We start from the raw sequence: 25,895 nt of genomic DNA, 5'->3' as shown, positions 1-25,895 counted from the left end.
CCGGTGGTCCTCGCTCCAGCTCAGCTCGACCGGGCGGCCCTGCAGCGCAGGGTCGTCCGGACGCTCGTCGGTTCGCAGATCCTCAGCGGCGTCGGCATGGCGTGCGGCATCGCCGTCGGCGCCCTCCTCGCCGAGGACCTCAGCGGCACCGAGGCCCTAGCCGGAGTCGGCACGACGGCACAGGTGCTCGGCACCGCGCTGCTGACGATCCCCGTCGCGCGCGCGACGGCGGCCCGGGGGCGGCGGGTGGGGCTGCGCTGGGGGCTGGCCGTGGCGTTCCTCGGCGCCTCGCTCGTGCTCGTCGCCGCGGTCGTGCGGTCGTTCCCGCTCTTCGTCGCCGGCATGTTCCTCTTCGGTGGCGGCACGACCGCCAACAACCAGACGAGGTATGCCGCCGCCGACCTCGCCGCCCCCGCGCGCCGTGGGCGTGACCTGTCGATCGTCGTGTGGGCCACGACCATCGGCTCCGTCGCCGGTCCGAACCTCGTCGGCCCGGGCAAGGCGCTGGCGCACACCCTGGGGCTTCCGGAGCTGTCGGGGACGTTCGTCTTCTCGCTCGTCGGCTTCGTGCTCGCGTGGCTCGTCGTCGACCGGCTGCTGCGACCCGACCCGTTGCTCACCGCGCGAGCCCTCGACGCCGCCGACCGTGACGAGCGGAGCGCGGTGTCGGCCGACGTCGTCGCCGACCCGACGTCCGGAGGGGTCGCCGCCGTCCCGAACCACGACGTCCCGGACCACGACGTGCCGAACCACGACGGGTCGATGCGGCGGGGCCTGGCCGTCGTGCGCCGCAACCCGCGGGCCCTCCAGGCGATGCTCGTCATGGCCCTGGGCCACCTCGTCATGGTCAGCGTCATGGTCATGACGCCGATCCACATGCAGCACGGGCATGCCGAGCTCGAGGTCATCGGCTTCGTCATCTCGGTGCACATCCTCGGCATGTTCGCCCTGTCCCCGCTCGTCGGGGCCGCGGTCGACCGGTGGGGAGCCCCTCCCGTCGCGATGGCCGGCGGGGTCGTCCTCACCCTCGCCTCGCTGCTCGCGTCCCGCTCCCAGGCCGGCTGGTCGGGGCTGCTGCTCGTCGCCCTCTTTCTGCTCGGGGTGGGCTGGTCGTGCACGCTCGTGTCGGGTTCGACGCTGCTGACGTCGGTCGTCGCGACGGACGAGCGCCCCGCGACGCAGGGTCTCGCGGACGTGCTCATGGGACTGGCCGGCGCCGGGGGAGGCGTCGCCGCCGGGGTCGTCGTCGGGTCGCTCGGCTACTCGGCGCTCGCGTCGGGGTCGGCGGCGGTGGGGGTCGTCATCCTCGTCGTCGGCGCGGCCCGGGTGCGGCAGGCCGGGGCCGACGTCAGCTGAGCAGCGTCAGCACGAAGCCGACGAGCGGCAGCGTTCCCTGCGTCAGCGCCGCGCGCAGGTAGCTGCGGCCGGTCGTGACGAGCACGGCCGCCGCGGCGACCATCGAACCGGTGCAGAAGAGGGCGAGCGTGCGTCCGGCAGTGTCGTGACCGGCCCACCAGAGCACGAGGCCGAGGGCGGCGCCGAGACCCAGGAAGAGGTTGTAGAAGCCCTGGTTGTAGGCCATCGACCGGGTCACGTCGGCCGCGCTCTGGTCGGCGACACCGAAGCGCTTCCACACCTCGGGCCGGGTCCAGCCGACGCTCTCCATCCAGAAGATGTAGGCGTGCAGCAGTGCGGCCATCCCGATGAACACGCTCGCGGCGATCCTCATGCTCGGATCGTAGGCGCTGGGTGGGGTCAGGCGGTGATGCGCAGGGTGCTCGTGCGGTCGGGCTTGACGAGCACCTCGATGCGGTCGGCGACCCGGGACTTCAGCTCGGTGACGTGGCTGACGATGCCGACGGTGCGGCCGCCCTCGCGCAGCCCCTCGAGCGTGTGCATGACGTCGTCGAGCACGTCGGGGTCGAGGGTGCCGAAGCCCTCGTCGACGAAGAGCGTCCCGAGGTCGACGCCGCCGGACTCGGCGCGCACGACCTCGGCCAGGGCGAGCGCGAGCGACAGCGAGACGTAGAAGGTCTCTCCGCCGGACAGCGTGCCGACCTCGCGCACCTGGTTGGTGTGCATGTCGTGCACCCGCACGCCGAGACCCGACTTGGCGTTGCCCTTCTTCGCGTCGGTGTGCTCGAGGGTGTAGCGGCCGCCGGAGAAGCGTCCGAGCTCGGTGTTGGCCGCCGAGAGCACCTCGGTGAAGCGGCGGATGAGGACGTACTTGGCGAGGTCGAGGTTGAGCTGGTTGTCGCCGTTGCCGGCGACGAGCTGGCCGACGCGCACGGCATCGGCGGTCCGGGCGATGACGGCGGCGTTGCCGGTCATCGCCTCCCGGACGTCGGCGACGCGGCGCTTCGTGCGCTTGACCTGGTCCCGGAGGCTGCCGTGCTCGTTGGTCGCAGCCTCCAGCTCCTTCTTGGCGGCGGCCGCGAGGGCCTCGAGCTGCTCGATGTCGTCGAAGAGGGCGTCGAGCTGCACGTCGGCGAGCTCGGGTCCGGTGAGCCCGGCGCGGACCTGCGTGCAGGCGCGTTCGAACTCGGCGATCTCACGGGTGCGCGCGTTGATCCACTCGGCCCCGCGGTTGGCGCTCATCCACTCCGCGACGTCGGCGAAGCCGAACTGGGCGAGGTCGGCGTCGCGCGCCGCGGTGTCCTCGGCCACCGCGGCCGCGGCGACGTCCCGCTGGCCGAGCGCATCGATGAGGGCGTCGATGCGGGCCGCTCCGGCGACGAGGTCGTCGCGGCGGGCGGTGACGCTGGGGTGGCCGTCCCGGGCGGCGCTGACGACCGAGGTCTCCTCGGTGGTGCGGGCCTCGAGGTCGGCGACGGACTGCTCGGTGCGGGCGAGGTCGGCGCCGAGCCGGCTCGCCTGCGCGGAGAGGGTGTCGACACGGTCGCGCAGCTCGGCGACCCGGGCTGAGCCGGCCTCGACGTCGGAGGCGGCGCGGACGGACGCCGCGAGGTCGTCGGCTGCAGCGACGGCGCGTGCTCGGGCCGTCACGACGTCGAGACCCTCGCAGCGGACCGCGAGCTCGCGCACCTCGGACCGGAGGGCCCCGAGCGCCTCGGTGGCCCGGGTGGCCTGCTCGCGCAGCCGCACGACGCGAGCCTCCTCGGCCTCGATCTGCTCGGGTGTCACGGCGTCGAGGGTGGGGTGCGCAGGTGAGGGGTGCTCGACGGAACCACAGACCGGGCACGGGTCGCCGTCGACGAGCGAGAGCCCGAGCTCACCGGCGATGCCCTCGATGCGGGCCAGGCGCAGGGCGGCGAGCGCGGTCTCGGCCGCCGCGACGACCGACAGCGCCTCGGTGGCCGCCGACTCGGACCGCGGCACCCGCGCCGTCGCCGCCTCGTGGGCCGTCGCGGCCTCGAGGCGCTCCTTGGCGCGCTCGCCCTCGACCGTGCGGCCGTCGAGGAGCGCGGCGACCCGGCGCGCCTCGGTCAGGGCCTGCTCGTGCGTGGCGATCGTCGCGGGAAGCGCCTCGAGCTCGGTCGTCACCGTGGTCACCGACCGGCGTATGCCGTCCAGCCGCTCACGCAGCTGCGCCAGCTCCCGGACGCGGCCAGGGAGGGCGTCCTCGAGCGCGATCGCGCCGGTGAGCGACCCGACGACCTCGCGGGCGTGGGCGGCAGCCTCGCGCAGGCCCGCCGGCTCGCGGTCGCGCAGTGTCGGGTCGACGACGTCACGGGCGCGTCGCAGCCGGGCCTCTGCGGCGCGGAGGTGGCCCTCCGACAGGGCGAGCGTGCGCACGGCGCCGGCGACGGGCTGCGCCTCCTGGGCGCGGTCGACCTCGGTGCGCAGCTCGGCGAAGCGCACCGCCTGCTTGCCGAGGTCGTGCTCCTGCCGCTGGAGCTCGAGGAGCCGCTCGCGACGCTGCATGCGCAGCCGGGCGTCGCCCACCATGTCGGCCATCTGCTTGTGGGTCTCGATCGCCTCGCGGCTCGCCTTGCCGGCATGGCGCTCCCGCGTGGTCAGCTCGTCGACGACCTGGGCGAGCTCGGACTCGAGCGCCTCGGGGTCGGTGCGGCTCAGGGCCTCGAGGACGTCGCGCCGTTCGGTCTCGAGGCCCGCCGAGACGGCCAGCGCGTGCACCGCGAGGCGGATCTCGTCGACGGCGGACTGGCGCAGGGCCTGCGCAGCGCGGCCGGCCTCGACGATCTCGTCCTGGACCCGCCGGAAGAACGCGGTGCCGAAGACCTTCTCGAGGAGCTTGCCCTTGTCCTCGGACCGGGCTCGCAGGAACGTCGCGAACTCGCCCTGGGGCAGGATCACGGTCTGCACGAACTGGTCCCGCGTCAGCCCGACGGCGCGGGTGATCTCGTCGTCGCAGTCACCGATGTTGGTGGAGAGCAGCTCGCCGCCGTCGAGGTCGTCCGGCGTCTGCAGCCGCCACAGCTTGATCGTCGGCTGCTGCACCGTGCTGCCCTCGCCGCGCGACTTGGGCCGTTCGAAGCGGGGGGTGCGCTGCACGCGGTAGAGCCCCGACTGGGTCTCGAAGACGAGGACGACGACCGGCACCGTGCGCGGGTCGGCGTGGTGGGAGTGGATGCGCTCGACGTCCGCGGACGCCTGGGCGACCTTGCCGTAGAGGGCGAAGGTGATGGCGTCGATGATCGTCGACTTGCCCGAACCGGTCGGGCCCTCGAGCAGGAAGAGGCCGGCGCGCCCGACGGTGGTGAAGTCGATGACCTCGGTGCCGGCATACGGACCGATGGCCGTCATGGACAGGTGGTGCAGCTGCACGTCAGCCCACCTCCTGCGCCTCGGCCCGGTGCTGGGCCCTGACCGCGGCCTCGAAGCCGGCCTCGAAGACGTCGACCTCGCTGCTGCTCGCCTCGGTCTTGGTGACGTAGGCGATGAAGTCGGAGCCGAGCTCGCGCGGGTCGCGCTCGCTGACGACGGTCGTGCCCGACCGGCCGCGGTCGATGGCGCCCTCGGGCTCGTGGAAGACCTGGAGCGCGTGCGGGAAGCGGGACTTGAGGCGGTCCATGAGCGAGTCGGGGCGCACCCGGTCGGTGACGGTGACCCGCACCCACGCGTCCTCGACCCCGGTGAACGCGGGGGAGTCGAGCAGGTCGTCGAGTCGCCCCCGCAGGGTGGCCATGGCGCGCGGCTGCGCGACCTCGACCGGGGTCACGCGCGCCGGCCCCGCGGCGTCGAGGTCGACGAGCAGGACGACCTTCTGCTGGTCCTGCTCGGAGAAGGAGTAGCGCAGCGGCGAGCCGGAGTAGCGCACGACCGAGTCCCCGGCGCTCTCGGGCGCCTGCGGACCGTGCAGGTGACCCAGGGCGGCGTAGTCGACGCCGTGGAAGGCCGTGCCGGCCACCCGGTCGACGCCACCGACCATGATCGACCGCTCGGAGTCGCTCGGTTCGGCGCCGGCGACGAACGCGTGCGCGAGCACGACCGAGCGCACCCCGGGGCGGTCGGCGAGGTCGGCGCGGATGCGGTCGCACGCCGCCCCGACGACGGCCTGGTGGGAGCGCGGCAGCGGCGCCCCGCCACCGGCCAGCGCAACTCGCGCGTGGTCGGGGTCGAGGTAGGGGATGCCGTAGACCGCGGCCCGCACGCCGTCGCCGCCCTCGAGGAGCAGGGGCAGGTCGAGCTGCCCGAGGTCGGTGACCATGCGGATGCTGTCGCGGAAGAGGCCGGCGCCGTAGCCGAGCCGGATCGCCGAGTCGTGGTTGCCCGAGGTGACGACGACGGTCGTGACCGCCGACAGGCGCGAGAGCGTCCACTCGAAGAGCTGGACCGACTCGACGGGGGGCACGCCACGGTCGTAGACGTCACCCGGGACGAGGACCGCGTCGACGGGGATGCCGTCGGGCGGGTCCTCGACGAGCTCGCAGATGCGCTCGAGCACGGCCGTCTGCGCCTCGTGGAGGTTCACGCCGTGGAGCGTGCGCCCGAGGTGCCAGTCGGAGGTGTGGAGCAACCGCATGCCACGACGGTAGGACCCCCCGCCGACACCCTCCCAGCCGACACCCCGGTGCCGCGCTCGGCCCTCGGCGAACGGTCGCTCCGGCGCAGGGCCGACGCCGCTCGGAGCCGGTGTGCCGTGAGCCCGCCTCCCCGAGGGGAAGCGGGCTCACGGACGAGCGACCGACCGGACCTCAGTCGGTCTTGAGGAAGCTGAGGATCATCGACACGAAGGTGACGATGAGCGCCCCGAAGACGGCGTCCCAGAAGAAGTGGTCGACGTGGAAGGCGAGGTTGAGCTTGCCCGCCAGCCACGACGTCAGCTCGAGCATCAGCGCGTTGACGATGAAGACGAACAGTCCCAGCGTCAGGATGATGAACGGCAGCGAGATCAGCTTGAGGATCGGCTTGATGAAGGCGTTCACGATGCCGAAGATCAGGGCCACGATGACGACCGTCTTGACGACCTGTCCCGTGGAGTCGCCACCGAAGGTGATGCCCGGGATCGCCCAGGCTGCCACCCAGAGGGCGACGGCGTTGATGACCGTCTGCAGCGCGAAGTTGAGGAGCATGCGCTCAGTGTTCCACGGGGGTGGGCGCGTCGGCGGGAAGTCCGGGGTGCTCGTCTCCGGGGATGCGCGGCTGGAACATCGCGTTGAGGCGCAGCAGGTCGGCGTCGACCATCTTGAGCGAGCCGATGGCCTCGGCGACCGGCACGCGCTCGATCCGGCCCTTCTGCAGCGCCACCATCTGGCCCCACGCGCCGTCGAGCGCGGCCTCGACCGCGGCCACCCCGAAGCGGGTGCCGAGCACCCGGTCGAACGCCACGGGCGAGCCGCCGCGCTGGATGTGGCCGAGCGCCGTCATCCGGCTCTCGATGCCGGTGCGACCCTGGATCTCGCGGGCGAGGATCGAGCCGATGCCGCCGAGGATCTTGTGGCCGTACTTGTCGACCTCGGGGGCGGGGATCTCCATCGTGCCCGTCTTGGGCAGGGCCCCCTCGGCGACGACGACGATGGTGGCGAAGCGGCCCTTCTTGTGGCGGTGGACGATCCGCTCGCAGACCTCGTCGATGTCGAAGGGCTCCTCCGGCACGATGGTGATCGCGGCGCCGCCGGCGAGCCCGGACCAGATCGCGATGTGCCCGACGTGGCGGCCCATCACCTCGACGACGAGGACGCGGTGGTGGCTCTCGGCCGTCGTGTGGAGGCGGTCGATGGCGTCGGTGCAGATCTGGACCGCCGTCTGGAAGCCGAACGTCATCTCCGTCAGCGAGATGTCGTTGTCGATCGTCTTGGGCACGCCGATGACGGGGAAACCGTTCTCGTGCAGGCGGTTGACGACCCCCATGGAGCCCTCGCCGCCGATGCCGATGATGGCGTCGAGGCCGTGTCGGTCGTAGGCCTTGCGCACGCGCTTGAGGCCGTCCTCGTGGGCGAAGGGCTGGTCACGGCTCGTGCCGAGGATCGTGCCGCCGAGGGGCAGGATGCCGCGGCAGCGGTCGACGTCGAGGATCTCGTAGTCGTTGTCCATGACTCCGCGCCACGCGTTGCGGAAGCCGATGACGGTGCTGTCGTACGTGACCTCGGCGGCGCGGGTCGCGCCCCGGATGACGGCGTTGAGGCCGGGACAGTCCCCGCCCCCGGTGAGGATGCCGATGCGCATGGGATGACTTTCGGAGAGAGGGCATGAAGAAGGTGTCGAGGCGGCGGTGACGCGACGGTGTGAGCCTAGCCACACACCGGGGCCGACGTCAGGGGAGCGTCCATGGGCCGGTCGCTCCCGTGGACACTGCCTCTACAGTTCGGGTATGAGCGAGAGCACCGAGCACGCCGGCGTGTCCGTCGGCGAGAGCGTGACCGAGGACGCCACCCCGCAGGAGGCGTATGCCGGGTCGCCGGACTCGGCGACCCCCGTCCGCCTGCGCGGGGTGCTCGCACAGATGCCCGACTACAAGCCCGGGAAGCCCGCTGCGGCACCTGCGGGCGTCACGGCATACAAGCTCTCCTCGAACGAGAACCCGTACGGACCGCTCCCGTCGGTGCTCGCCGCGATCGACGACGCGGCGGCCACGGTGAACCGCTATCCCGACATGGCCGTCACGGCGCTGACCGCCCGGCTCGCCAGGGCGCTCGACGTGCCGGCCGAGTGCATCGCCACCGGCACGGGCTCGGTCGCCGTCCTCACGCAGATCGTCAATGCCGCCTGCGACGCCGGTGACGAGGTCGTCTTCGCGTGGCGCTCCTTCGAGGCCTACCCCATCGTCACCCAGCTCGCCGGCGCGAAGCCGGTCATGGTCGGGCTCGACGAGCAGGCCCGCCACCGCCTCGACGCGATGTTCGCGGCGATCACCGACCGCACCCGCGTCGTCCTCGTGTGCACGCCCAACAACCCGACCGGCCCGTGCGTCCACCAGGCCGAGCTCGAGGCGTTCCTCGACAAGGTGCCGAGCGACGTCGTCGTCGTCGTCGACGAGGCCTACGTCGAGTTCGTCCGCGACCCCGACGCGGTGCGCGGGCTCGATGTGTGGCGCCACCGTCCCAACGTCGTCGTGCTGCGCACCTTCTCCAAGGCGTACGGACTCGCCGGGCTTCGCGTGGGGTATGCCGTCGCGCACCCTCCCGTCGCCGCCGCCCTGCGCAAGACGGCCACGCCGTTCGGCGTCAACTCGGTCGCCCAGGTGGCCGCGATCGCCTCGCTCGACGCCTTCGACGAGCTGAACGCGCGCGTCGAGTCGCTCGTCGCCGAGCGCGACCGGGTCGTGCAGGCTCTGGCCGACCAGGGCTGGACGCTGCCGCGGTCCGACGCGAACTTCGTCTGGTTCCCGCTCGGCGCCGAGTCGTCGGCCTTCTCGGCGGCCTGCGCCGACGCCGGTCTGACGGTGCGGCAGTACGGCGACGACGGGGTGCGCGTCACGATCGGTGAGACCGAGGCCAACTCGCGGCTCGTCGAGGTGGCGGCGCGCTTCGGCGCGCGCTGACAATGGGGGTGCCGCGCGACGTCGCGCGGCACGGGAGGACTCATGGGGCTGCAGCGTGAGCGGGTGCCGGCCGGCGCGGCCGTCATCCTCGGCGTCCTCCTGGCGCTGCCCACCGTCGTGTCGCCCACGTGGCGGCTCACGACGCTCGACAGCCAGAGCGGGGTCGTCCTCTTCGACCAGCAGGACTGGAGCTGGGGCCGGACCCGGCTCCTCGGTGCCGGCGGCGCCGTCACGCAGGACGTGTGGAACCCGCTCGGTCTCGCTGTCCTCGTCGTCCTCCTCGCGCTCGCAGCGGTGGGTGCCGCCGCGTGGTTGGTCTCGAGCGCCCCGTGGGTCAGGGTCGCCGCGCCCCTGGCGACGGCCGCCCTGCTGGGACAGCTGCTCGCATTCGCCGCGGCGCGTCTGGGACGGCCCGTCCGGGACGACGTGCACGGGCTGGCCGCCTCCGGTGCCTCGACGTCCGTGGGGATGCTGGAGACCGGGGCGGTCGTGGTGCTCCTCGTCGCCGTCGCGCTCCTGGCGCTGTCCTCGGCGGGCGGGCGTATGCCGTCGGCCTGGGTGGCGCGGGCCCGCGCCCTGGGCGGTCCGGTCGACGACGACGGTGCGCGCCCCTCGGGAGCCAGAGCGGGCGGCAGGCCGGTCCGGGTCGTCTCACGACCGGCCGGTGAGCATCTCGCCGGTCCACCGGTCGGGCTCCGGGACTCGGGCTCGGACTCGGGCACGGGCACGGGCTCGGACTCGGGCTCGGACGGTGACCGGCGCCGGTCGCGACCATGAGGTGGGGCTGGGCCGGCTATCGCGGCGCGACGTCCGGGCAGGCGGACGACCGCCCACGGCGTGTGCTCGGGGCGGTGCTCGGCGGGGTCGGCGTGCTGCTGGCGGCGTCCACCACCGTGTGGCCGACGAGCGTGCTCGCCGTGCGGGTGCCCGAGGTCGGGGACTTCACCAAGGGCTACGAGCAGCGCATCTGGTCGTGGGGCCGCCAGGTCGTCTACTCCTCCGACGGGGTCGTGCTCGACGCCTTCGCCGGGCCGGACCCGGTGGCCCGGCTCGTCCTGCTCGTCGTCGTGCTGCTGCTGGCCGCGGCCGGCACCGTCGGGTGGCTCGTCGTGCCGGGCCGGAGCGGCGAGCTCGGTGCCGCCGTGGGGCTGTCGCTCGCGCTCGCCTGCGTGACGGCGTCGGTCGTGGAGCGGGTCTCGTTCGACGACCGGTCCATCGGCCTGCAGCCGGGGCTCGTCGAGGTGACGACGGTCGCCGGGTGGCTCGAGGTCGCGGCGGTCGCCGTGCTGGGCCTGGCGCTCGTCGTCGTGGCCGTGCCGGTGCTGCTCCCGAGGCCGACGGCGGCTCTCGAGGTGCGGGCCGTCGCCCTGCTGTCGCGCGTCTCGCCTGCTTCCGGTGCTTCCGGTGCTCCGCAGCAGCCTTCGGGGCGTGCCTCGGCCGCGCACGTCGCGAGCCTGCGCGACGCCGCCGCCCCGGGCAACACGCACACGCCCCCCGGTCGGCTTCAGCGACGACGAACCGCGCGACGGCCGTCCCGGCTGACGGGCCGCGGTGCTCTGGCCTACCGTCGGGGCATGGACACGAGTGCCGCCGACCACCTCGATCCGGGGCGCTGAGGTGCGGCGCCCGGTCTGCCTGCTGCTGACCACCGGAGCCCTCCTGCTCGTCGCGGGTCTCGTCTGGCCCACCGACCGCCTCGTCGTCGAGTCTCCCGGCGGTGCCGTGGAGCCCCTGGTCGACATCTGGGTGTGGGGTCGGGTCCGCCCACGGTCGGAGTCGATGTCGGTGAGTGCCGACGGGTCGTACGTCGCGCCGACGCTCCTCGTGGTGTCGACGCTGGTGGCCGTGGCCGCGGCCGCTCTCTGGTTCGGGTGGCGTCGCGGCGGCGACACCGGACGGCGCCGTCCCGGCGTCCTGGCGGCGCTCGGGGTGGGGGTCGCGCTCGCGACCGCCGTCGTCGGGCTCGGCAGCGGCGACGCCGCCTTCGGCTGGGTCTCCATGGGCGGTGAGCCGGTCCCCGTCCGGACCGTCGCCGTCTTCCCGCTGGCGGCGCTCGCGCTCTGGGCCGTGGCCCTGGTGGTCATGGTGGTGGCGATGCTCCGCCGAGGCGGTCGTCCCACCGGCGACGAGGCCGTCCCGGTCGGCCCCGCTCCGGCCTGACCGACCGGGCCCGCTCCGGTCTGACCGACCGGCTCCGTGCCGTCCCCGGCGCGTCGACCCGGCTCTGTCACGGACGGGGCTCTGTCGGACCCCCGGCCTACCGTCGCGACATGCTCACCGCCGTCGCCGTGTCCGGCTACCGCTCGCTGCGCGACGTCGTCGTGCCGCTCCACGGGCTCGACGTCGTCACCGGCGCCAACGGCAGCGGCAAGTCCAGCCTCTACCGGTCGCTGCGCCTGCTGGCGGGGTGCGGCCGCGGCGACGTCGTCGGCACCCTGGCGCGCGAGGGCGGCCTGCAGTCGGCGCTGTGGGCCGGCCCCGCGACGCTCGGGGGAGCACGCGACCGGGGGCACGCCGTGCAGGGCACCCGGCGCAGGGGTCCCATCAGCCTGCAGCTCGGCTTCGCCTCCGACGACTTCGGCTACCTCGTCGACCTCGGCCTGCCGCAGCAGTCGACCGGCAGCGAGGCCGGCACCCCGTCGGCCTTCCTGCGTGACCCCGAGATCAAGCGCGAGGTCGTCTGGTCCGGGCCGGTCATGAGACCGGGATCGGTGCTCGTGCGCCGCTGGTGGGGCGTCGTCGAGACGCGGACCTCCGGCGGGGGCGACGACGGCTGGGACTCGCGGTGGGGCGGTGACGACGAGGCCGACGGGTCGGAGTGGGAGTCCGACCCCGTCGAGCAACCCGGCTCGCGGACGGGCTCGAGGGTCGCCGCCTACAAGACGTCCGGCCCGTCAGGTGCCCGGGCCGGTGGCCGATCGGCCCGTCCCGGGTGGACCGAGCTGACCCGGTCGCTGCGGCCGTGGGAGAGCATGCTGACCGAGCTCGCCGACCCGGAGCGGGCGCCCGAGCTGCTCCGGGTGCGCCGGATGATCCGCGGCTGGCGCTTCTACGACGGCTTCCGGGCCGACGCCGGGGCCCCGGCCCGCACGCCCCAGGTGGGCACCCGCACCCCGGTGCTCGCCGACGACGGACGCGACCTCGCCGCGGCGCTCCAGACGATCCGCGAGAACGGCCGGACCGAGCTCGAGCGCTCCGTGGCCGACGCCTTCGACGGAGCCATCCTCGACGTCACGGTCGATGGAGGGCGCTTCGACGTGGCGCTCCACCAGCCCGGCATGCTGCGCCCCCTCGCCGGCGCTGAGCTGTCCGACGGGACCCTGCGCTACCTGCTCCTCGTCGCCGCCCTGCTGACGCCCGACCCGCCGCCGCTCATGGTGCTCAACGAGCCCGAGACCTCGCTGCACCCGAGCTTGGTGGCGCCTCTGGCGCGGCTCATCCGGTCCGCGGCCGAGCGCAGCCAGGTCATGGTCGTCTCCCACTCTGACGCGCTCATCCGCGAGCTCGGTGTCGTCGAGCCCGATGACGACGAGGCGCCTGTGGGGCTCGGCTCACCCGCCCGCGGCATCACGCTCGTCAAGGACCTCGGCGAGACCCTGGTGCAGGGCCAGGGCCTGCTGACGACGCCGCCCTGGACGTGGGGCACCCGCCGCTGACCTCCGCGAGCCGGATGCCGAAGGGCGGCACGCCGCCGACCGCGCGGGCGGCGGGAGCGGGGGCACACGGCATACGCCCTCGTCGGCCTGCGACGTCTGCGCAGGTCAGCGACCTCGAAGCGATGCGCGGCCGTCCCGCATTGTGAGATTCGCAGGCCTCTCCGGTAAGTTCCGGTTCGAGGACCAAGCACGTGTCCGTCGTCACGAACGGCGGCCCTGCGCCCCCAGAAGCCGACGAGCGGGTGACCCCCGTTTGCGGGCCGAACGAGTAGGCCGGTCTCACCGGCGAAGGAGCCCCAGTGAGCGACAAGGTTGTCGCCGAGCTGCAGGAGCCGACCCCCGCGGTCGGCGACGGTGGCCCGGACATGATCCAGCTGCTGACCCCCGAGGGTCAGCGTGTGTCCCACCCCGACTACGACAAGTACGTCGCGGACCTGACACCCGAGGACCTGCGGAGCTTCTACCGCGACCTCGTCCTCATCCGCCGACTCGACGCCGAGGGCTACGCCCTGCAGCGTCAGGGCGAGCTCGGCCTGTGGCCCAGCCTGCTCGGCCAGGAGGCCGCCCAGGTCGGCTCCGGTCGTGCCCTGCGGCCCCACGACTTCGTCTTCCCGACCTACCGCGAGCACGGCGTCGGCTTCGTGCGCGGCATGGACCCGCAGAGCTCGCTGCAGCTCTTCCGCGGCGTCAGCCAGGGCGGCTGGGACCCGCAGGAGAACAACTTCCACCTCTACACGATCGTCATCGGGGCCCAGGCGCTGCACGCCACCGGCTACGCGATGGGCGTGCGCATGGACGGCAACGTCGGCACCGGCGACCCCGACCGCGACACCGCGGTCATCTGCTACTTCGGTGACGGCGCCTCCTCGCAGGGCGACGTCAACGAGGCCTTTGTCTACGCGGCGAGCTTCGACGCGCCCGTCGTCTTCTTCTGCCAGAACAACCAGTGGGCCATCTCCGAGCCCGTCGAGAAGCAGACCCGCATCCCGCTCTTCCAGCGTGCCCGCGGCTTCGGCTTCCCGGGTGTCCGCGTCGACGGCAACGACATCCTTGCGACGTATGCCGTGACGCAGCACTGCCTGGACGAGGCGCGCAACGGCAACGGCCCGCTGCTCATCGAGGCCTACACCTACCGCATGGGTGCGCACACGACCGCTGACGACCCGACGAAGTACCGCGTCTCGGCCGAGGTCGAGGAGTGGAAGTTCCGCGACCCGATCCTGCGCCTCAAGACGCTCCTCGCCCATGAGGGGATGGCCGACGAGGCCTTCTTCACGCAGATCGACGAGGAGGCCGACCAGTTCGCGGCCGAGCTGCGCGAGGGCTGCGTCACGATGGCGACGATGCCCGGCGAGACGATGTGGGACCACGTCTACGCCGAGGACCACCCCGTCATGGAGGCGGAGCGTGCCGCCTACCTCGCCTACAAGGCGAGCTTCGAGGAGGCGAACTGATGGCCGGTCAGCAGCTCGAGAAGGTCACCCTCGGCAAGAGCATCACCAACGGCCTGCGCAAGGCCATGGAGGCCGACCCGAAGGTCGTGCTCATCGGTGAGGACATCGGCAAGCTCGGTGGCGTCTTCCGCATCACCGAGGGCCTCCAGAAGGACTTCGGCGAGGACCGCGTCATCGACAGCCCGCTCGCCGAGTCCGGCATCGTCGGTACGGCGGTCGGCATGGCGCTGCGCGGCTACCGCCCCGTCTGCGAGATCCAGTTCGACGGGTTCGTCTATCCGGCCTTCGACCAGATCGTCAGCCAGGTCGCCAAGATGCACGCTCGTGCTCTCGGCGCCGTCAAGATCCCGATGGTCATCCGCATCCCGTTCGGCGGTGGCATCGGCAGCCCGGAGCACCACTCCGAGAGCCCCGAGGCCTACTTCGCCCACACCGCGGGCCTGCGCGTCGTCGCGTGCAGCAACCCCGAGGACGCTCACTGGATGATCCAGCAGGCCGTCGCGTGCGACGACCCGGTGATCTTCTTCGAGCCCAAGCGTCGCTACCACGACCGCGCCGAGTACGACACGGCCGCGTCGTCGTCGCCGCGGGGGCTCTTCGAGGCCAACGTGATCCGTCAGGGCACCGACGTCACGCTCGTCGGCTACGGGCCCGTCGTCAAGACGATGCTCGAGTCGGCCGCCGCCGCCGAGGCGGAGGGCACGAGCATCGAGGTCATCGACCTCCGCTCGCTCTCGCCGCTGCCCATCGACACCATCGTCGCGTCGGTGCGCAAGACCGGCCGGCTCGTCGTCGTCCACGAGGCGAGCAGCTTCCTCGGCATGGCGTCGGAGATCTCCGCGCAGGTCACCGAGCAGTGCTTCTACGAGCTCGAGGCGCCGGTCATCCGCGTGGGCGGCGCCAACATCCCGTATCCGCCGAGTCGGATGGAGGAGGAGTTCCTCCCCGACCTCGACCGCATCCTCGACGGCGTCGACCGCGCGCTCGCGTACTGAGAAGGGCTGCGACACATGGCAATCAAGACGTTCAACCTGCCCGACCCCGGTGAGGGTCTCGTCGAGGCCGAGATCGTGGAGTGGAAGGTCTCGCCCGGCGACACCGTCAAGGTCAACGACATGGTCCTCGAGATCGAGACCGCCAAGTCGCTCGTCGAGCTGCCCATCCCGTGGGCCGGCACCGTCAAGGAGCTGCTCGTCGAGGTCGGCCAGACCATCGACGTCGGCACGCCGATCATCTCGATCGACGACGGCCTCGGCGGCGACGACGCACCTGCGGCCGCCCCGTCGATCCCGGGCGAGAAGGCCGCTCCGTCCGAGGGTGCCTCCGAGGCGATCCTCGTCGGCTACGGCGCCAAGGCCGGCGCCACCGCGCGTCGGGCCCGCAAGGGCATGGCCTCCGCTCCCGTGGCTGCCGCCCCGACCGAGACCGAGCAGGTCGCTGCTGCCGCTCCGGTCGTCGAGCCGTCGGCTCCGGCCGCCCGCGTCGAGTCCCCGACAGCCGTCGCGCCCTCCACCGGAGCGGTCGGCGGGCGACCCAAGGCGAAGCCTCCCGTGCGCAAGCTGGCCAAGGATCTCGGCATCGACCTCGCCGCGGTCACCGCGTCCGGCGCCGACGGCATCATCACCCGCGACGACGTCACCAACCACGCCACCGGGTCGGCCGTGAACGGCGCTGCAGTGCAAGGCGACTCGGCCGGCATCACGACGCCCACGGCATACCGCACGCCGTTCGGGGCGGGGGAGCGCGAAGAGCGCATCCCGATCAAGGGCGTCCGCAAGATGACGGCGCAGGCGATGGTCGGCTCGGCCTTCACGGCGCCGCACGTCACCGAGTGGATCACCATCGACGTCACGAAGACCATGGAGCTCGTCGACCGCCTCAAGGGCAGCCGCGAGTTCACGGACGTCAAGGTCACGCCGCTGCTCGTGCTCGCCAAGGCGCTCGTCCTCGCGGTCCGGCGCAACCCGGGCATGAACGCGACGTGGGACGAGGCCAACCAGGAGATCGTCCAGAAGAACTACGTCAACCTCGGCATCGCCGCGGCGACCCCGCGTGGCCTGATCGTCCCGAACATCAAGGACGCCCACGCCATGACGATGCTCGAGCTGGCGCAGGCCATCGGAGCGCTGACGGCGACGGCTCGTGAGGGCCGCACCCAGCCCGCCGAGATGTCGGGCGGCACGATGACGATCACCAACGTCGGCGTCTTCGGCGTCGACAGCGGCACCCCGATCATCAACCCGGGTGAGTCGGCGATCGTCTGCTTCGGTGCGATCCGCAAGCAGCCGTGGGTCGTCACCGACGCCGACGGCAACGACGAGATCGCGATCCGCCACGTCACGCAGCTCGCGGTCAGCTTCGACCACCGGCTCATCGACGGCGAGCTCGGCAGCCGCTTCCTGTCCGACCTGGCCGCGATCCTGGCCGACCCGGCCCAGGCCCTCGTCTGGGGCTGACCCCGCCCCCACACCGTCGAGAGGCCACGTTCGGCCTCGTGACCACCCGTCGAAAGGCCGGCCCTCGTCCGGAGGGCTGGCCTTTCGACGGTCGAGGCACGGCCAGACGTGGCCTCTCGACGGTGCAGGTCGGTGGGTCAGGTGACGAGGAGGATGCCGCCGAGCGAGACCGCCGCCACCCAGACGGTCGTCAGGGCGGCGAGCGCGAAGGGCCGACCGCCCACCCGTCGGAGCGCTCCGACCCGGACGCCGGTGCCGAGGGCGAACATGGCGACGGTCAGCAGCGCGGTCTCGGCGACCTTGGCCAGCGAGAGGGCTGCGCTCGGCACCAGCCCGGAGCTGCGCACGAGCATGAGCGCGACGAAGCCGAGCACGAAGAGCGGCACGAGCGGCGGACGCCCTCCGCGGCGCTCCACGTGTGCACCGTCACGATCGGTGCCGTCGTCCGAGCGGGTCGCACGGGTCGCGCCGGTCGTGCGGCGTCGCTCAGCGAGGCTGACGAGGGCCAGCACGGGGGCGAGCATCAGGACCCGGCCGAGCTTGACGACGACGGCCACCGCGAGGGCGCCGCTGCCGATGACGCCCGAGGCCGCCACGACCTGGGCCACCTCGTGGATCGACGCGCCGGCCCACATCCCGGCCTGTGCCGGCGCGAGCCCGATCCAGCCGGCGAGCAGCGGCAGGAGCGGGATCATGGCCGTCCCGAAGAGCACGACGAGGGCGACCGACGTCACGAGCTCGTCGTCGTCCGACTCGATGACGCCGTCGACCGCCGCAGCGGCGGCCGCGCCGCAGATCGAGAAGCCGCCGGCGATGAGCAGGCTCTGCGACCGGCTCAGGCCGAGCCGGCGCCCCATGAACAGGCCGCCGGCGATCCCGAACGCGACGACCGCCACGACCACGCAGATGACGCCCCATCCGAGCCGGAGCACGTCGCTCAGCGCCAGCTGGAGCCCGAGCAGCGCGACGCCGATGCGGAGCAGCCGTCTCGACGCGACGGCGAGGCCCGGCTCGAGGCGCGGGCTCAGCCGACCGGTGTTGGCGACCGCGGCGCCGGCGACGATGGCGACGAGCAGCGGGCTGGCCGTCGGGATCCACGCGTTGAGGCCGAGCGCTGCTGCGGCGACCACCGCGCCGACCGCGAGGCCGGGCACGGCGCGCGCCGCCACGGCCCGCCGAGTCGGGGTGTCGGACAGCAGGGGGCTGACGGAGTTCGACATGGTGACCAGCCTCGCGTTGCCACCACTCTCCCGGTAGCCGCTGATCCTGCATGATTCCATATCTCGCTGATATGGGTATGCCATCGCTCATATGCTCAGGGCATGTCTCGTTCGTGGCCGGACCTCGCCGTGCTGGCCCTCCTCGTCGGTGTCGACGACCTCGGCAGTCTCGGTGCGGCCGCGCGTCGCGAGTGCATGGCCCAGCCCAACGCGAGCCGCGCCGTGCGCCGGCTCGAGGGTGAGCTCGGGGTGACGTTGCTGCGGCGGGGAGCACGCGGCTCGGTGCTCACGCCCCAGGGCACCGTGCTCGTCCACTGGGCGCGGGAGGTGCTCGCCGACGCCGGACGCCTGCTCGATGCCGCGGAGGCCCTCAGGGGCGCGCGCCGGGACGAGCTGGCGGTCAGTGCGAGCATGACGGTGGCCGAGCACCTCGTGCCGGCCTGGCTCGGTGAGCTGCGGCGCCACCGCCCGGGCCTGCGCATCCACCTGCTCGTGCACAACTCCACGACCGTCTTCGAGCAGGTGGAGACCGGAGCGTGCGACGTCGGCTTCGTCGAGTCGCCCTCGGTGCCGCGGGGCCTGCACAGCTGCACCGTGGGTCAGGACCGCCTCGTCGTCGTCGTGACCCCCGCCCATCCCTGGGCCCGGCGCCGCCGCCCCCTGCGTCCGGACGAGCTGGCCGCGACGCCGCTCGTCGTCCGTGAGAGCGGGTCCGGCACCCGCACGACGCTCGACGACGCGCTCCGTGACCTCCCGCGGGCCGAGCCCCTGCTCGAGCTGGCGAGCGGCGCGGCGGTGCGTGCGAGCGTGCTCGCAGGCGTCGGTCCCGCCGTCGTCAGCGTCCTCGCGGTGCGCGAGCAGGTCGCGGCCGGCACCCTCCGGGTCGTCGAGGTGGAGGGGCTCGCCCTGACGCGACGCCTGAGAGCGGTGTGGCGCGAACCGCGTCGCCTCACCGGCCCGGCCGCCGAGCTCGTCGCGACGGCTCGACGCCTCGATACCTCGGTCAGCCCTTGAAGGCCTGGTGGATGAGCAGGTCCATGGCTCGGTCCGGCAGGATCTTGCGGGCCGTGACGATGGCCCGGGCTCCCTTGCCAGCGGGGTAGCGGGCCGCCGGGTTGGCGGACTCGAGGGCCTTGAGGACCTTCTCGGCGACGGCCTCCGGCCCTGAGCTCATCCGGGGCGTGTCCACGCGCTCGAACATCACGGCCATTCGGCGGGCCAGGTGCTCGTAGGCGGTCCCGACCGACCGCTCGACCATGCTCTCGCGGGCGATGGTGTTCCACTCGGAGATGATCGGACCGGGCTCGACGATGACGACCTCGATGCCGAACGGCGCCAGCTCGATGCGCAGGCTGTCGCTCAGGCCCTCGACCGCGAACTTCGTGGCGTGGTACCACGCGCCCAGCGGTTCGTAGATCTTGCCGCCGATGCTGGAGATGTTGACGATCCGTCCGCGGCGTCGGGTGCGCATGTGCGGCGTGACGAGCTGGGTGAGCCGCGCCAGGCCGAACACGTTGACCTCGAACTGCCGGCGCGCCTCGTCGATCGGCACGTGCTCCACGGGTCCGTAGGAGCCGTAGCCGGCGTTGTTGACGAGGGCGTCGATCTGGCCCTGCTCGGTGATGATGCGGTCGATGCCGGCGACCATCGACGCGTCGTCGGTGACGTCCATGGCGAACGGGATGACGCCCCGGGCCTCGAGCGCGGCCATGCGCTCGACCCGGCGGGCCACGGCATACACCGTCCACCCGGACTCGACGAGGTGGGCGGCGATGGACTCGCCGATGCCGGAGGACGCGCCGGTGACGAGGGCTACTTTGGTCATCCCACCACCGTATGCCGGGTGGCTGGGATCCCCCGCACCGACCGTCCCGGCGGGGCCCCGGCTGGGCCGGGGCCGGGGAGCGCGGGACGGGGTCGGTCGAACGGCGGGATGCGGTCAGCGCACGGCGGCCTCGGCCTGCTCGGCGACCCGGGCGTTCTGCCGGTCGACGATGTAGGCGGCGGTGAGGTCGTCCCCGACCGTGGAGAGCAGGCGGACGTCGACCGCCTCGTGGCGCTCGGCGACCGTGGGCTCGCGCGTCGTCATGACGGTGGCCGCGTCGCGCTCGGCCACAGCCGTGGCGAGCTCGCGCTTGAGGGTCTCGTCGAGGATGCCGCCGGGCACCGTGGCCCGCGCCGCGACCTCGACGGCGAACCGCTCGGTCTCGGCCACGAGCGCCGGGTCCTCGGAGGTGAGCATCCGGGAGGTGCGGTGCAGCAGCGCCGCGCCGGCGTCGAGGTCGCCCTCGCCGAGCCGGGTCACGGCCCGGGTCAGCAGCGGTCGGTCGCCGCGCAGGGCCGAGTCGGCGAGCAGGCCGAGACGCAGGCCGAGCAGGCGCTCGTGCGTCCGGGTGTTGCCGGCCTCGCGGCCGAGCGGCACCTTGAGCTCGTCGTCGGGAGCCGACTGCGACATCGTGTCGAGCAGCTCGATGCCGGCCTCGTCGGGCGTGTGCACGGTGTCGCGCAGTGGCACCTCCTTGATGAAGAGGGCTGCGAGGAGGGCGAGTGCGAAGGGCAGCAGGCCCCAGACGAAGACGTTGTGGAGCGAGTCGGCCAGACCCTGCTGCACGCCGGTGGCGACCTGCGGCGGCAGCGTGGCGAGGGCGGACGGGTCGAGCACCGAGCCGGCGCTGATCTCCTGGCCGGAGGCCTGCATCTGCTTGACGACCGAGGCCGGCAGGTGCGAGGCGATGTTGCCGGCCAGGCCGCTCGTCATGATCGTGCCGAAGACGGCGGTGCCGACGGTCGAGCCGACGTTGCGGAAGAACTGCGTCGACGCCGTGGCGACCCCGAGGTCCTTGCGCTGCGAGGAGTTCTGGATGATGAGGGTGAAGACCTGCAGCGCCATGCCGAGACCGACGCCGAAGACGATCATCGAGAGCGTCAGGTCGAGCTGGCTCGAGCCGTAGTGCAGCTGGGTGAGCAGCCAGAAGCCGACGCCCATGATGAGGATGCCCGCGATGGTCTGGAGCTTGTAGCGGCCGGTCTTGGTGATGACGAGGCCGGAGATGATCGACAGGCCGATCATGGCGACCGACATCGGCATGAGGATGAGGCCGGAGTTGGTGGCCGAGGCCCCGAGAACGCCCTGGGCGTAGACCGGGAGGTAGATCATCGCGCCGAACATCATGACCGACACCATGAAGGCCGCGATGTTCGAGAGCGTGAACAGGGGGCTGCGGAAGAGCCGCAGGGGCAGCACCGGCTCGACGGCCCGGCGCTCGATCGCGACGAAGACGCCGAGCATGACGACGCCCGCGGCATACATCCCGATGATGGCGGGTGAGCCCCAGTCGAGCGTCGTGCCGCCGAGCGAGGTGGGCACGAGGAGCAGGACGAGGGTCATCGAGAGCGCGGCGATGCCGGCCTTGTCGACGACCGTCTCGCGGGGCGTGTGGTCGAGGTGCAGGAAGCGGCTGATGCCGAAGAAGGCGAAGACGCCGACGGGCAGCGTGATGAAGAAGAGGTAGCGCCAGCCCCAGTTGTCGGTGACGAAGCCGCCGACGAGCGGACCGAGGATCGAGGCGAGGCCGAAGACGCCACCCATGAGGCCCTGGTACTTGCCGCGCTGACGCGGCGGGATGATGTCGCCGATGATCGTCTGCGACAGCGGCATCAGCGTGCCCATGCCGGCGCCCTGGACGGCGCGGGCGGCGATGAGCCACCAGAAGTTCTGGGCGAAGCCGGAGAGGATCGAGCCGGCCATGAAGACGACGAGCCCACCGAGGTAGAAGCCGCGCCGACCGTAGAGGTCGCTCATCTTGCCGACGATCGGCACGGTGATCGCGCTGACGAGCATCGCGGCGGTGGCGAGCCACGAGTAGTGGTCGATGCCGCCGAGCTCGGCGACGATGCGCGGCATGGCCGGTCCGACGATCGTCTGGCTGATCGAGGCCACGAGCATGCCGAGCATGAGCGCGATGAAGATGTTGCGGGTCGAGCGGTCGAGTCCGGGTGCCTTGACGGTGGTCGTCGTCGAGCTGGCTGTGCCGGTCGCGGCGTCCGTGGCTACCCCCTGGGTCTGGTCTGGCATGTCCTCCACGGTACGCCGATTGTGCAGTGACTGCAAAATTGCAGTTCATGCATCGAAAGTGCGACCATGGGGGCATGAGCACGGACCAGCTGACCGACGAGGCGTGCGGCCTGCGTGAGCGCAAGAAGCGGGAGACCCGGCGCGCCCTCAACCTCGCCGCCCTCGACCTCGTCGAGGAGAAGAGCTACGCCGCCGTGACGACCGAGGAGATCGCCGCCCGGGCCGGCGTCAGCGCCCGCACCTTCTTCAACTACTTCCCCTCGAAGGAGGCCGCCGTCATCGGCACGACGGCCGAGGAGCTCGAGGCGTATGCCGCGTCGCTGGAGGCGCCCGTCGAGGGCGAGTCGCCGCTCGCGTCCCTCCGGCGGATCCTCGCCGGCATGCTCGCGCCCACCTCGGTCGACCGCGACCTGCGCGCCAAGCGCCGGCGCATCCTGCTCGGCGAGCCCTCGCTCGCGCCCGCCCTCGTCGGCAACAACATCCGCATCGAGAACGCCCTGACGGCGGCCCTCGAGCGCCGTCTCGGCGTGCTGCCCGGGGCCTCGCTGGAGCCGCGCCTCACGGTGGCCCTCGCCATCGCGGCCGTGCGCGCGTGCATCGAGCACCAGCAGAACGGCGGCGCCGGTCGCCTCGAGCGCAACATCGACCAGGCCTTCGACCGGATCGCAGCCGGACTGAGCTGAGCGCTCAGGGGCGAGCCGCCGGCCGGCCGGCCGCGCGCCTCCTCAGCGGCGCAGGGCCGCCCCCGCGTGGTCGATGCAGGTCCGAGCCGTCGGTCGGGCCCGCAGCCGGTCCTCGGGGATGTCCTCGCCGCACACCTCGCACCGGCCGTAGACCCCTTCCGCGATGCGCTGGAGGGCGGCGTCGATCTCGGCGAGGTGTCGCTCGGCCTGCTCGATGAGCGCGCCGATCTGGGTGCGTTCGTAGGCGATCGTCGAACCCTCGGGGTCGTGCTCGTCGTCGGCGATGTTGGCCTCCGAGGCCTCGACGACGTCGGCGAACTCCCGACGCAGACCAGCGATCCGCTCCACCTCGTTGGCGCGGTCCGATGCCAGCTCTGCCGCCTGGGCGGCCGTCTTGGTTCTCATGTCCCCATCGTCCTCCGGTTCGATCCGGACGGCGTGGTGCAGTGGCGCACCACACCCGGGTCGGGCTCGAGGGCGCCACCGTCGACGTCCCGCGGTGACCCGCAGAGCCGCCACGACCCGGCAGGATGGGCGCATGAGCGACCCCCGCGGAGTGGTCTTCCCACTCGACCCGACGTCCGGACGCCGCAGCACGACCGCCACGGGGCGGGCCGTCGTCGCCGACGCGCTGCGTGCGGTCGACCCGGTCGGCGCGGCCTCGGCGGGGCGGGAGACGAACTGGCGCCAGGGCTACCTGCCGCACTTCCGCCGGCTCGTCGAGGCCGGCCTCACTTCGCCCGGGGCGTCGCTCGCGATCGCCCGCAACGGGCTGGAGTCCCTGCACGGGCGCATGGCCTGGGCCGACGCGGACGGCGACCATCCCCTCGACGCCGCCTTCGCGGGCCACGAGGGTGGCTCGCCGCTCGGCTCCGAGACCGTCCGCGGCGACGGCACCCCCGACCGGGTCCTCTCGGTGCCGTATGCCGGGGAGCGCCTCTCAGGGGACGCGCTGCGCCGTCGTCTCGACCTCTGGGTCGAGGCCGGCACCGTCGAGCCGACGTGCGCCGAGGCCGTGGGCCGGGTCATCGACAACCCCGACTGGCTCGACCTGTCCGACCGCACGGTCGTCGTGCTCGGCGCAGCCGCCGAGATGGGGCCGCTCCGGTCCCTGCTCAGGTGGGGCGCCGACGTCGCTGCCGTGGACCTCCCGCGAAAAGACCTGTGGGACAGGTTGATCGGCGACACGCGGCGACTCGCGGGATCCGTCACCGTACCGGTTCGTGCCGGTGACGAGCCTCTCGCCGCGCGAGCCGGCGGCGACCTCCTCCACGACCTCGGCGCCGTGACGCTCTGGGTGACCGACCTCGACGGGCCGATCGCGATCGGCAACTACGTCTACGCCGACGGGGAGACGAACGTCCGGGTCTCGATGGCCGTCGACGCCCTGACCCGGCAGGTCACCGCGTCCCGGGGCCACGAGGACGTGGCCCTCGCCTTCCTCGCCACGCCGACCGACGTCTTCGCCGTGCCGGGCGCAGCCGTCGAGCGGTCCGTCGACAGCTATGCCCACCGGCGCACCTCGAAGGTCCTCCGCGTCCCGCTGCGCACCGTCAGCGGCGGCCGTCTCCTGCGCCGCAACTACGTCCCCGGCCAGGACCCCGGCATCAACGACAGCGTCGTGCTCCAGCAGGGACCCAACTACCTGCTCGCCAAGCGGCTCCAGCGGTGGCGGGCGACGGCCTACCGCGCCGACGGCGGCCTCGTGTCGTTCAAGGTCGCCCCGCCCACGCGCACCCGCTCCGTCGTCAAGAACCGCGCGCTCGCCGCCGCCTACGCCGGCGCGCACCGCTTCGGCATCGAGGTCTTCGAGCCCGGCACGGCCAACACGCTCATGGCGGCCCTCCTCGTCCACGACCTGCGCACCGGCGCGCCCGCGCAGCCCAGTGCCTGGCAGGACGAGGCGTACGCCGCCGTGCACGGCGGGCTGTGGACCTCCGCCTACGACCCGCGCAGCGCGCTGGGCATCGCCGCCCTGCTCGGGATCGCCGGAGCCCGCTGAGCCGGGCGCGACCACCCCGACCGGGGGAGGATCAGGCGGAGACGGAGGGAGATCCGGACGGGAGTTGGCGCGCGCGCCCGGGAGGCTCGATGCTGTCCCCCATGGGTGAGCGAGTGGCGCAGCCGCCGCGCGTGGACGACCGGTCGCCGGACCGAGGTCTCGGCGGGACCCTGGGCGCGCCCCGCACCCTCGTGCCGGCGCTGCTCGCGGCGATCGCCTACGTCGACCCCGGCAACTTCGGCGTCAACATCACGTCCGGCGCCCAGCACGGCTACGCGCTCGTCTGGGTCGTCGTCTTCGCGAGCTGCTCGGCCATGGTGATCCAGTACCTCGCGGCCAAGCTCGGCATGGCGACGGGCAAGAGCCTCGCCGAGCACAGCTCGCAGCGCTTCCCCGGCGCCGGCCGCCTGCTCCTGTGGGCGCAGGCCGAGCTCGTCGTCGTCATGACCGACCTCGCCGAGATCGTCGGCGGCGCGATCGCCCTCAAGCTGCTCTTCGGGATGCCCCTCATGGCGGGCGCCGTGTGCGTGACCCTCTTCAGCCTCGTCGTGCTCGCGCTCAAGGTGCGCGGCCGCAGCCACTTCGACTCCGTCGTCCTCGTGCTGCTCGTCGTCATCATCGCCTCGCTCGTCTGGCAGGTGCTCGTCGCCGACGTCGACCGGGTCGCCCTGCTGCGGTCGGTGCTGCCCAGACCGCTCGACTCGTCGGCGGCGCTGCTCGCAGTGGGCATCGTCGGGGCCACCGTCATGCCGCACGCGCTGCACTTCCACTCGGCGGCGTCGCGGGGCCACGACGACGGCTCGCCCGCGGTCGGGCAGGCCGAGCGCCTGCGGGCGGGACGGCGGACGGTGCGCAGCGTCGTCATCGCGATGAGCGTGGCCGGGGTCGCCAACGTCAGCCTCGTCGTCTTCTCGGCCGCCCTTCCCGCCGCGGCCGGGACCAGCATCGAGACGGCGTATGCCGCGCTGTCGGCCAGTGCGGGCCAGGTGGTCGCGACCATGCTGGCCGTCGCGCTGCTCGCCTCCGGGCTCGCCTCGACGCTCGTCGGGGTCCAGACCGGTGACGTCGTCATGCAGGGCTTCGGGCGCCGGCCCATCCCGCCGCTGCCGCGCCGCCTGCTCTCCGTCGTGCCGGCGCTCGTCATCCTCGGGCTGGGCATCGAGGCCACCGACGCCCTCGTGTGGAGCCAGGTCGTGCTGTCCTTCGCGCTGCCGGGCACGCTCGTGCCGCTCCTGCTCTTCACGCGCGACCGCGACCTCATGGGCGTCCTCGTCAACCACCGCGCCACGACGGCCGTGGCGGCCCTCATCACGACGGTCGTCGTCGGCCTCTGCGGCTATCTCGTCGCGACCGGCCTCTGAGCCACGCAGCCCGCCCACCGCGCCATGCGGACGGGGGCGCGGCTCGGGTGGGGCGACCACACGGCATACGGCCTCGGTCGGCG

At 72.8% G+C, this 25,895-nt stretch carries 22 protein-coding genes; 13 read left to right on the top strand and 9 right to left on the bottom strand.

The annotated features are described in order from the left end of the window. Window positions 1-3: 3 nt before the first annotated feature. Window positions 4-1,356, top strand: coding sequence for an MFS transporter (locus TAE01_RS00985; protein ID WP_147062483.1), 1,353 nt, complete (start codon window positions 4-6; stop codon window positions 1,354-1,356). Here TAE01_RS00985 and TAE01_RS00980 read toward each other — a convergent pair. The 5 genes from TAE01_RS00980 to TAE01_RS00960 form a co-directional block, all read right to left on the bottom strand. Further along, window positions 1,349-1,729, bottom strand: coding sequence for a DUF1304 domain-containing protein (locus TAE01_RS00980; RefSeq protein ID WP_147062481.1), 381 nt, complete (start codon window positions 1,727-1,729; stop codon window positions 1,349-1,351). The genes TAE01_RS00985 and TAE01_RS00980 overlap by 8 nt on opposite strands. Window positions 1,730-1,755: 26 nt before the next feature. Further along, on the bottom strand, window positions 1,756-4,749 hold the full coding sequence (locus TAE01_RS00975) for an AAA family ATPase (protein ID WP_147062479.1): 2,994 nt from the start codon (window positions 4,747-4,749) through the stop codon (window positions 1,756-1,758). 1 nt (window position 4,750) lies between these two features. After that, complete coding sequence (locus tag TAE01_RS00970; RefSeq protein ID WP_147062477.1) at window positions 4,751-5,947, bottom strand: exonuclease SbcCD subunit D; 1,197 nt, start codon at window positions 5,945-5,947, stop codon at window positions 4,751-4,753. A 172-nt stretch (window positions 5,948-6,119) separates the two neighbouring features. Next, complete coding sequence (locus tag TAE01_RS00965) at window positions 6,120-6,497, bottom strand: phage holin family protein (protein ID WP_147062475.1); 378 nt, start codon at window positions 6,495-6,497, stop codon at window positions 6,120-6,122. 4 nt (window positions 6,498-6,501) lie between these two features. Next, complete coding sequence (locus TAE01_RS00960) at window positions 6,502-7,590, bottom strand: 6-phosphofructokinase (protein WP_147062473.1); 1,089 nt, start codon at window positions 7,588-7,590, stop codon at window positions 6,502-6,504. Window positions 7,591-7,735: 145 nt separating this feature from the next. Between TAE01_RS00960 and hisC the strand changes: the two genes are divergently transcribed. The 8 genes from hisC (at window position 7,736) to TAE01_RS00920 (ending at window position 16,471) form a co-directional block, all read left to right on the top strand. Continuing rightward, entirely contained in the window at window positions 7,736-8,905 is a 1,170-nt protein-coding gene (gene hisC / locus TAE01_RS00955) for a histidinol-phosphate transaminase (protein ID WP_147062471.1), read from the top strand. 42 nt (window positions 8,906-8,947) lie between these two features. Continuing rightward, window positions 8,948-9,682, top strand: a complete 735-nt coding sequence (locus TAE01_RS00950; RefSeq protein ID WP_147062470.1) for a hypothetical protein — start codon at window positions 8,948-8,950, stop codon at window positions 9,680-9,682. Further along, window positions 9,679-10,521 carry a hypothetical protein gene (locus TAE01_RS00945; RefSeq protein WP_147062467.1) on the top strand — a complete coding sequence of 281 codons (843 nt, stop codon included), beginning with the start codon at window positions 9,679-9,681 and terminating at the stop codon, window positions 10,519-10,521. The genes TAE01_RS00950 and TAE01_RS00945 overlap by 4 nt, the downstream gene beginning before the upstream one ends. Continuing rightward, complete coding sequence (locus TAE01_RS00940) at window positions 10,490-11,065, top strand: hypothetical protein (protein ID WP_147062465.1); 576 nt, start codon at window positions 10,490-10,492, stop codon at window positions 11,063-11,065. Before TAE01_RS00945 ends, TAE01_RS00940 begins: the two co-directional genes overlap by 32 nt. Before the next feature lie 110 nt (window positions 11,066-11,175). Further along, window positions 11,176-12,561 carry an AAA family ATPase gene (locus tag TAE01_RS00935; RefSeq protein ID WP_246111060.1) on the top strand — a complete coding sequence of 462 codons (1,386 nt, stop codon included), beginning with the start codon at window positions 11,176-11,178 and terminating at the stop codon, window positions 12,559-12,561. 299 nt (window positions 12,562-12,860) lie between these two features. Further along, window positions 12,861-14,015 carry a pyruvate dehydrogenase (acetyl-transferring) E1 component subunit alpha gene (gene pdhA / locus TAE01_RS00930; RefSeq protein ID WP_147062463.1) on the top strand — a complete coding sequence of 385 codons (1,155 nt, stop codon included), beginning with the start codon at window positions 12,861-12,863 and terminating at the stop codon, window positions 14,013-14,015. Continuing rightward, the gene (locus TAE01_RS00925) at window positions 14,015-15,010 is read left to right on the top strand and encodes an alpha-ketoacid dehydrogenase subunit beta (RefSeq protein ID WP_147062461.1); all 996 of its coding nucleotides are present in this window, start codon (window positions 14,015-14,017) and stop codon (window positions 15,008-15,010) included. The genes pdhA and TAE01_RS00925 overlap by 1 nt, the downstream gene beginning before the upstream one ends. A 15-nt stretch (window positions 15,011-15,025) precedes the next feature. Further along, the gene (locus TAE01_RS00920) at window positions 15,026-16,471 is read left to right on the top strand and encodes a dihydrolipoamide acetyltransferase family protein (RefSeq protein ID WP_147062459.1); all 1,446 of its coding nucleotides are present in this window, start codon (window positions 15,026-15,028) and stop codon (window positions 16,469-16,471) included. Window positions 16,472-16,608: 137 nt separating this feature from the next. Here TAE01_RS00920 and TAE01_RS00915 read toward each other — a convergent pair whose 3' ends face one another. Then, complete coding sequence (locus TAE01_RS00915) at window positions 16,609-17,691, bottom strand: YeiH family protein (RefSeq protein WP_147062457.1); 1,083 nt, start codon at window positions 17,689-17,691, stop codon at window positions 16,609-16,611. Between the two features lie 102 nt (window positions 17,692-17,793). Between TAE01_RS00915 and TAE01_RS00910 the strand changes: the two genes are divergently transcribed. Continuing rightward, window positions 17,794-18,705 (top strand): LysR family transcriptional regulator, encoded by a 912-nt coding sequence (locus TAE01_RS00910; protein ID WP_147062456.1) that lies wholly within the window; start codon window positions 17,794-17,796, stop codon window positions 18,703-18,705. Here the strand turns inward: TAE01_RS00910 and TAE01_RS00905 are convergent. Both TAE01_RS00905 and TAE01_RS00900 read right to left on the bottom strand, forming a co-directional pair. Next, complete coding sequence (locus TAE01_RS00905; protein ID WP_147062453.1) at window positions 18,695-19,516, bottom strand: oxidoreductase; 822 nt, start codon at window positions 19,514-19,516, stop codon at window positions 18,695-18,697. The two genes, TAE01_RS00910 and TAE01_RS00905, sit on opposite strands and share 11 nt — an antisense overlap. 114 nt (window positions 19,517-19,630) lie before the next feature. Then, entirely contained in the window at window positions 19,631-21,766 is a 2,136-nt protein-coding gene (locus tag TAE01_RS00900; protein ID WP_246111059.1) for an MDR family MFS transporter, read from the bottom strand. A gap of 74 nt (window positions 21,767-21,840) precedes the next feature. Between TAE01_RS00900 and TAE01_RS00895 the strand changes: the two genes are divergently transcribed. Further along, a complete protein-coding gene (locus TAE01_RS00895; RefSeq protein WP_147062449.1) occupies window positions 21,841-22,449 on the top strand; it encodes a TetR family transcriptional regulator in 609 nt (202 codons plus the stop codon). Window positions 22,450-22,491: 42 nt separating this feature from the next. On the opposite strand, the gene TAE01_RS00890 is transcribed toward TAE01_RS00895, so the two are convergent. Then, the gene (locus TAE01_RS00890; protein ID WP_147062447.1) at window positions 22,492-22,854 is read right to left on the bottom strand and encodes a TraR/DksA family transcriptional regulator; all 363 of its coding nucleotides are present in this window, start codon (window positions 22,852-22,854) and stop codon (window positions 22,492-22,494) included. 133 nt (window positions 22,855-22,987) lie between these two features. Between TAE01_RS00890 and TAE01_RS00885 the strand changes: the two genes are divergently transcribed. Together TAE01_RS00885 and TAE01_RS00880 are read left to right on the top strand one after the other, a co-directional pair. Then, window positions 22,988-24,451, top strand: a complete 1,464-nt coding sequence (locus TAE01_RS00885; RefSeq protein ID WP_147062445.1) for a hypothetical protein — start codon at window positions 22,988-22,990, stop codon at window positions 24,449-24,451. Between the two features lie 101 nt (window positions 24,452-24,552). After that, window positions 24,553-25,812: an Nramp family divalent metal transporter gene (locus TAE01_RS00880; RefSeq protein WP_246111058.1), complete on the top strand. Its 1,260-nt coding sequence runs from the start codon at window positions 24,553-24,555 to the stop codon at window positions 25,810-25,812. The last annotated feature ends 83 nt before the right edge of the window (window positions 25,813-25,895 follow it).

This window comes from Terrabacter aerolatus (assembly GCF_007991735.1).
GTDB classification, from domain to species: Bacteria; Actinomycetota; Actinomycetes; order Actinomycetales; family Dermatophilaceae; genus Terrabacter; species Terrabacter aerolatus.
This window is presented reverse-complemented; position numbering and strand designations above follow the sequence as displayed.